General features: G+C 41.5%; 1 protein-coding gene. It reads right to left on the bottom strand.

The features are described 5' to 3' along the window. Window positions 1–220: SPASM domain-containing protein (locus tag AC2FA3_RS15160; protein ID WP_490510308.1), on the bottom strand; the 220-nt coding region annotated here is incomplete at its 3' end. Window positions 221–277: the final 57 nt, after the last annotated feature.

A 277-nucleotide genomic window follows, 5' to 3' on the forward strand; every position in this document is an offset into this window, starting at 1 on the left:
GACATGGTCTGTAATGGTTTTCGTTAAACGGCTGGTTATTGTGATATGCCATAAACAGTGGCTGCTGCAATATCTCTATCATACTGTGTGTCCGGATATTTGCACCTGAATAATGGATGAATACACATGGCTCTGCATCTCCGTTTGCATTGATATGGAAGTAGTTTCTTCCTCCGGCGATACATCCCCCTACAAACTCACCATCATTCTGGAAATCCATTGTAAATATTCCCTTTCCGGTGGACATATTTCTTATCTCTCTTACGCGGTCTTTAAT

It is taken from the genome of Janibacter sp. CoH_79_TC_3, from assembly GCF_058197955.1.